The sequence below is a fragment of the Actinotalea sp. JY-7885 genome, from assembly GCF_014525465.1.
In the GTDB taxonomy this organism is placed as follows: domain Bacteria; phylum Actinomycetota; class Actinomycetes; order Actinomycetales; family Cellulomonadaceae; genus Actinotalea.
Genome location: NZ_JACEXH010000192.1, coordinates 1 through 5,677 on the forward strand (window position 1 = coordinate 1; position 5,677 = coordinate 5,677).

Annotated in this window: 5 protein-coding genes and 1 pseudogene; 3 read left to right on the plus strand and 3 right to left on the minus strand. The window is 77.3% G+C overall.

Features of this window, described 5'->3' with window-relative positions:
- Together IDM29_RS14285 and IDM29_RS14290 are read right to left on the minus strand one after the other, a co-directional pair.
- Positions 1–1,307: gluconokinase (locus IDM29_RS14285; RefSeq protein WP_188037681.1), on the minus strand; the 1,307-nt coding region annotated here is incomplete at its 3' end.
- On the minus strand, positions 1,304–2,698 hold the full coding sequence (locus IDM29_RS14290; protein WP_182111270.1) for a mannitol dehydrogenase family protein: 1,395 nt from the start codon (positions 2,696–2,698) through the stop codon (positions 1,304–1,306). The genes IDM29_RS14290 and IDM29_RS14285, both read right to left, overlap by 4 nt.
- A 98-nt stretch (positions 2,699–2,796) precedes the next feature.
- Here IDM29_RS14290 and IDM29_RS14295 point away from each other — a divergent pair, with 98 nt between their 5' ends.
- Positions 2,797–4,089 carry a lactate racemase domain-containing protein gene (locus IDM29_RS14295; RefSeq protein WP_182111271.1) on the plus strand — a complete coding sequence of 431 codons (1,293 nt, stop codon included), beginning with the start codon at positions 2,797–2,799 and terminating at the stop codon, positions 4,087–4,089.
- The gene (locus IDM29_RS14300) at positions 4,086–4,991 is read left to right on the plus strand and encodes a D-hexose-6-phosphate mutarotase (RefSeq protein WP_182111272.1); all 906 of its coding nucleotides are present in this window, start codon (positions 4,086–4,088) and stop codon (positions 4,989–4,991) included. The genes IDM29_RS14295 and IDM29_RS14300 overlap by 4 nt, the downstream gene beginning before the upstream one ends.
- A gap of 19 nt (positions 4,992–5,010) precedes the next feature.
- Here the strand turns inward: IDM29_RS14300 and IDM29_RS14305 are convergent, their stop codons facing one another.
- Entirely contained in the window at positions 5,011–5,247 is a 237-nt protein-coding gene (locus tag IDM29_RS14305; RefSeq protein ID WP_182111273.1) for a hypothetical protein, read from the minus strand.
- A 73-nt stretch (positions 5,248–5,320) separates the two neighbouring features.
- Here IDM29_RS14305 and IDM29_RS14310 point away from each other — a divergent pair.
- Positions 5,321–5,677 (plus strand): annotated as a pseudogene (locus IDM29_RS14310) (oxidoreductase); the annotation flags it as partial.

Consider the following 5,677-nt stretch of genomic DNA (forward strand, 5'->3'; position numbering starts at 1 on the left):
CGGTCGAGGGCCGCGGCGAGCGACGCGCGCCACACCGGCGAGCGCAGCGCTCCCCCGGTCGCGCGCACCTCGGTGACCGGGTGCAGGGCGTCGAGGCGCCGGACCAGGTCGGCCAGCTGGAGCGCGACGCCCTCGACGGCGGCGCGCACGAGGTGGCCGCGTCGGTGGCGTGCGGCCAGCCCGAGGTAGGCGCCCGGCAGGGTCGGGTCCCACGAGGGGGCGCGCTCCGGCAGGAGGTGGGGCAGCATCACCAGCCCGTCGCTGCCCGGCGGGACGGCCGCGGCCTCCGCCAGCAGCAGCGCCTCGGGGGCGTCGTGGTGCCCGCGCAGCTCGGGCGCGAACGCGTCGACGGCCCAGCCGAGCGCCACGCCTCCCGTGCTCACGGCGCCCCCGACGACGGACAGGTCGCCGCTGAGGGCGTAGCAGAACAGCGCGGGGTCGAGCCGCTCGGGCTGGTGCGCGATGACGGTGCGCACCGCGCCGGAGGTGCCGAGCGAGAGCCCGAGCACGCCGGGCGCGAGCGCGCGCACCCCCAGGTTGCCCAGGGGCCCGTCGGCGCCGCCGGCCACGACCGGCGTCCCGGCCGGCAGGCCGAGCCTGCGGGCGACGTCCGGGAGGAGGGCCAGGCGCTCCTCCGGCTCGACGACCCGGGGCAGGTGCGCGGCCGTGGTGCCGGCGACCGCCAGCGCGTGCGGGTCCCATGCCCGCGTCCGCCGGTCCCACAGGCCCGAGGCGGAGGCCGAGGACCGCTCGGTCACCACCTTCCCCGTGAGGTGGGCGAGCACGAGGGCCTTGAGGTCCGCCCAGCACGCGGTGCGGGCGACGGTCGCCGCGTCGTGCCGGGCCAGCCACGCGAGCTTGGTCAGCGGGGACATCGGGTGGACGGGCGTGCCGGTGCGGTCGTGGAGCACGGCCGCCGCGCCCGACGCCCGCAGCTGCCCGGCGACGTCCGCCGCGCGCCCGTCGGCCCAGGTCAGGAGCGGCGTCGTGGGCAGACCGGCGGCGTCCAGGCCGGCGAGCCCGTGCATCGCCGCGCTCACCGCGACGCCGGCGACGTCCGCACCGCCGACCGCGCGGACGCACTCCCCGAGGGCCCGCTCCAGGGCGCGCAGCACGTGCGCCGGGTCCTGCACCTGGTGGCCCGGTGCCGGCTCGAGCAGCGGGTAGTGGCGGCTCGCGACGCTGCGCCGTCCCGTGCCGACCTCGAAGGCGACGGCCTTGACGGCGGTCGTGCCGACGTCGAGCCCGACGACCACCCGCGCCCGGTGTCCGGTGGACCCGGCGGCCGCGGCACCCGTGCCGCTCATGGCCGCGCGACCTCCTCGATCTGGGCGAGCACCGCGGCGAGCACCGTCTCGTCCTGCGCGACCTCGGGGTCCAGCAGCGCGAGGACCCGGCGCACCGCGGGTGCCGTCGGCCCGGACGCGGCGACGCGCAGCCGCTCGCCGTCGGGGTCGCGCAGCGGGGCGTCGCCCCGCAGGTGGTGGATCCAGGCGGCGACGACGCGGCTGGCGCCCGCCGCGAGCCCGCCCCGGGCGCGCTCCGCCCGCAGCGTCGGCAGGACGCGCACGGGCAGCTTGAGGGAGCCGTCCGCCGCGATCTGGTCCAGCCGGTGCCGGATGCTCGGGTTCGCGAAGCGCTCGAGGAGCGCGGCGCGGTAGGCGGCGACGTCGGCGGCGGGCAGGGGCACATGGGCGGAGGCCTCGTCCCACCACTGCTCGACCCAGCCCCGGCAGGTCTCGTCCGCGATCGCCTCGGCGACGGTGCCGTGGCCGCGCGCGAGGCCGGCGTACGCGAGCAGCGAGTGGGCGCCGTTGAGGAGCCAGAGCTTGCGGCGCTCGTACGGCTCCACGTCGGGGACCACGAGCGCGCCCGCGGCCTCCCACGCCGGCCGCCCGGCGGCGAAGGTGCCCGCCATGACCCACTCGCTGAACGGCTCGGTGGTCACCGGGGCCGCGTCGAGCGCTCCGGTGACGGCGCGGACGCGGGCCACGTCCTCGGCGGTCGGCTCCGGCGTGATCCGGTCGACCATCGTGGTCACCGCCGTCACGTGCGCCGCGGCCCACGCCGCGAGCGCCGGGTCCAGCGCCTCCGCGAGGTCGAGGACGGCCCGGGCCACGGCCGCGCCGTTGCCGGGCAGGTTGTCGCACGGGACCAGGCTGAGCGGGCCCGCGTCGCTCCTGCGGCGTGCCGCGAGGCCGGCGACCAGCCGCCCGGGGGCGGTGGCGACCAGGGCGCGCGGGTCCGCCCGGAGCGCGGCCAGGTCCGCCCCCACGTCGGAGCGGTCCAGGTCGAGGTGCCCGTCCGGCCGCAGCGCGTAACCGGCCTCGGTGACGGTCGTGGTCACGAGCGCGACGCGGGGGTCCGCCAGGTACCGGAGCCACGCCTCGTGGTCGGCCGCCGCGTGGACGGCGGCCACCGACTCGACGACCTCGTACCGGTCCTGCGCCGCGCCCCGCACCGTGAGCGTGTAGACCGCGTCCTGCGCCGCGAGGGCGCGCGCGAGGTCGGGGCGGCGGCCGGTGAAGGCCGCGATCCCCCAGTCGCCGCCGTCGGGGGCGTGCTGGGTGTACCAGGCCTGGTGGGCCCGGAAGAAGCTGCCGAGGCCGAGGTGCACGTGCCGCACCGGCGGGCGGGGCGAGGAGCGGCGGGGGGCACCGCTCGACGACGTCGTCGCTGCGGTCGGTGCGGTGGTCATCCCGCGAGTCTTCAGCGCCCGCACCGGAGCGACAACCGGTTGCCGCCAGTTGCCGGGCGACGTTGCTCCCCGACCGCGGTGACGGCAGGGTGGGGCCCATGACGACGTCGACGACCACCACGCCCGAGACCGCCGCGGTGGTCGGCGACCCGACCAGCGTGCTGACGCCCGACGAGGTCCGCGCGTTCGTGGCCGAGCAGCTCGGCACGCTCGACCTCGACGGGCGCAGCCTGTGCCTCGTGGTCCCCGACGGGACCCGCTCCTGCCCCCTGCCCCTGCTGCTGCGGGCGGTCCACGAGAGCGTGCACGGCCGGGTGACGCACCTGACGGTGCTCGTCGCGCTGGGGACCCACGCACCCATGGGCGAGGCGGAGCTCGCACGCCACCTCGGGTACGCCGAGGGTGAGCTGGCGGCGACCTACCCCGGCACCACGGTCCTCAACCACGAGTGGTGGGACGAGGGCACGTTCGTCACGGTCGGCACCATCACGGCCGACCGCCTGGCCGAGCTGTCCGAGGGCCGCCTGGTGCGCGACGTCGAGGTGCGGCTCAACCGGGCCGTGGTCGAGCACGACGTCACCCTCATCGTCGGGCCGGTCTTCCCCCACGAGGTCGTCGGCTTCTCGGGCGGCAACAAGTACCTGTTCCCGGGCATCGCCGTGAAGGACGTCATCAACGTCTCGCACTGGCTGGGCGCCCTCATCTCCAGCGTCGAGATCATCGGGACGCGCGGGACGACGCCCGTGCGCGCGCTCATCGACGAGGCCGCCGCGCTCGTCCCGGGCGAGCGGCACGCCCTGTGCCTCGTGGTGCGCTCCGGCACGGCCGACCTGCACGCCGCGGCGTTCGGCACGCCCACGTCCGCGTGGGCGGCGGCCGCCGACGTGTCGGCACAGACCCACGTGCGCTACCTCGACGCGCCGGTGCGCCGGGTCCTGTCGCTGATCCCGGAGAAGTACGAGGACATGTGGACGGGCGCGAAGGGCTTCTACAAGGTCGAGCCGGTCGTCGCCGACGGCGGCCAGGTGGTGCTCTACGCGCCGCACATCACGGAGATCTCCGTGATGCACCCGCAGATCGTGGAGATCGGCTACCACTGCCGCGACTACTTCGTGAAGCAGTGGGACCGCTTCAAGGACGTGCCCTGGGGCGACCTCGCGCACTCCACCCACCTGCGCGGCGCGGGCACCTACGACGACGAGCACGGCGAGCGCTGCCGCGTGACGGTCACCCTCGCGACGGGCATCCCGGAGGAGGTCGTGCGCGCCGCCAACCTCGACTACCTGGACCCCGCCGAGGTGGACGTCGACGCGTGGTCCGCCGACCCGGACACGCTCGTCGTGCCGCAGGCGGGCGAGGTCCTGCACCGGCTCCGCGGCGTCGCGCCGTGACCCTCCCCGCGGGCGTCACGCTCGCCGAGGGCGCCGGAGGGCTCCCCGTCGTCCGCGTCGAGAGCCCGGCCGCCACCGCCGTCGTGCACCTCCAGGGTGCCCACGTCCTCGAGTGGGCGCCCCGGGGGCACGGGCCGGTCCTGTTCCACAGCCGCGCGAGCCGGTTCGAGCCGGGCGTCGCCATCCGCGGCGGGATCCCGGTGTGCTTCCCGTGGTTCGGCGGGCACGCGAGCGGCGCGGGACCGGCGCACGGCTTCGCCCGCGTGAGCCGGTGGCGGCTCACGGGGGCCGAGCGGCGGGGCGAGGACGTCGCGCTGCGCCTGGGGCTGGGCGACGACGAGACGACGCGCAGCGGTCCGTGGCCGCACCGCTTCGCCGCCGAGCTCGAGGTCGTCGTCGGGCAGCGCCTGGGGATCACGCTGGCCGTCACCAACCTCGGCGACGCCGAGCTGACGTACGAGGCGGCCCTGCACACCTACCTGCGGGTGGCCGACGTCGGCCGCGTCCGCGTGACGGGGCTGGCGGGGCTGCCGTACCTCGACAAGGCGGCCGGGGGCGAGCGCGTCGGGCCGGGCGCGGAGCCGACGCTCGTCCGGGGCGAGGTCGACCGCGTCTACCTCGGCGCCGGCGAGCCCGTCGTCGTGCACGACGACGGGCGACGGGTCGTGGTGACCACGGACGGGGCCCGCGGCACGGTGCTCTGGAACCCCGGCCCGGACCGGGCTGCGGCGCTGCCCGACCTGGCCGACGACGAGTGGCCCGAGATGCTGTGCGTCGAGGCCGCCGACGTCGGGCAGGGGGCGGTGACGCTGGCGCCGGGCGAGACCGGCCGGACGGTCACCGTCCTCACGGTGGAGCCGGGGGGTCCCGGCGACCGGCGCGCACCGTCCCTCACGCGGTGACCCCTCACGCGGTGACCCCTCACGCGGTGAGCGCCAGGTACGCCACGTCGTCGCCCACCCCGGTGACGTGACCGACCGCGCGCGCGAGCGCCGGGACGGTCGTCAGGAGGCGCTCGGGTCCCAGGCGCAGGACCCGTCCGTCCGCGTCGCGCGCGAGCTCGGCCCAGTAGCACTCCAGCGCGGGGTCGTACCCCCAGCGGGACGCGCGCCAGCCCGGGACGGCTGTGGGGCGCTCGAAGGGCGGACGTGCTGCCATGGCACGAGCATCTCCCCCACCACCGACACGGCCCGGGGGTGACACCGGCCCGCTCAGGACGCAGGCTCGGGACATGTCCCGTCGCGCGGTCGTCGCCGGCCTCCTGGCCGCCGCGCTGACGCTCGGTGTCGCGCAGCTGGTGGCGGCGCTGCTGCCGGTCGGCGCCGCACCGCTGACGGCGGTCGGCGACGCGTTCATCGACGTGACCCCGGGATGGCTCAAGGACCTGGCCATCGGCGCCTTCGGTACGGCTGACAAGACGGCGCTCGTGGTCGCCATGGTCCTCGTGCTGGCGGTGGTCGCGGCCGCGACCGGCCTGCTCGCGGTGCGGTCCCCCGTCGCGGCGAGCGCCGTCGTGCTCGCGATCGGCGTGCTCGGCGGCGTCGTGGCGGCCGGGCGGCCGGGCAACGGCGTCGCCGCCGCGCTGCCC

What these genes read in the sequence shown, in the direction of transcription:
- IDM29_RS14295 (WP_182111271.1), top strand. Translation starts at nt 2,797, where the DNA reads ATGACGACGTCGACGACCACCACGCCCGAGACCGCCGCGGTGGTCGGC.
- IDM29_RS14290 (WP_182111270.1), bottom strand. Translation starts at nt 2,698, where the DNA reads ATGACCACCGCACCGACCGCAGCGACGACGTCGTCGAGCGGTGCCCCC.
- IDM29_RS14305 (WP_182111273.1), bottom strand. Translation starts at nt 5,247, where the DNA reads ATGGCAGCACGTCCGCCCTTCGAGCGCCCCACAGCCGTCCCGGGCTGG.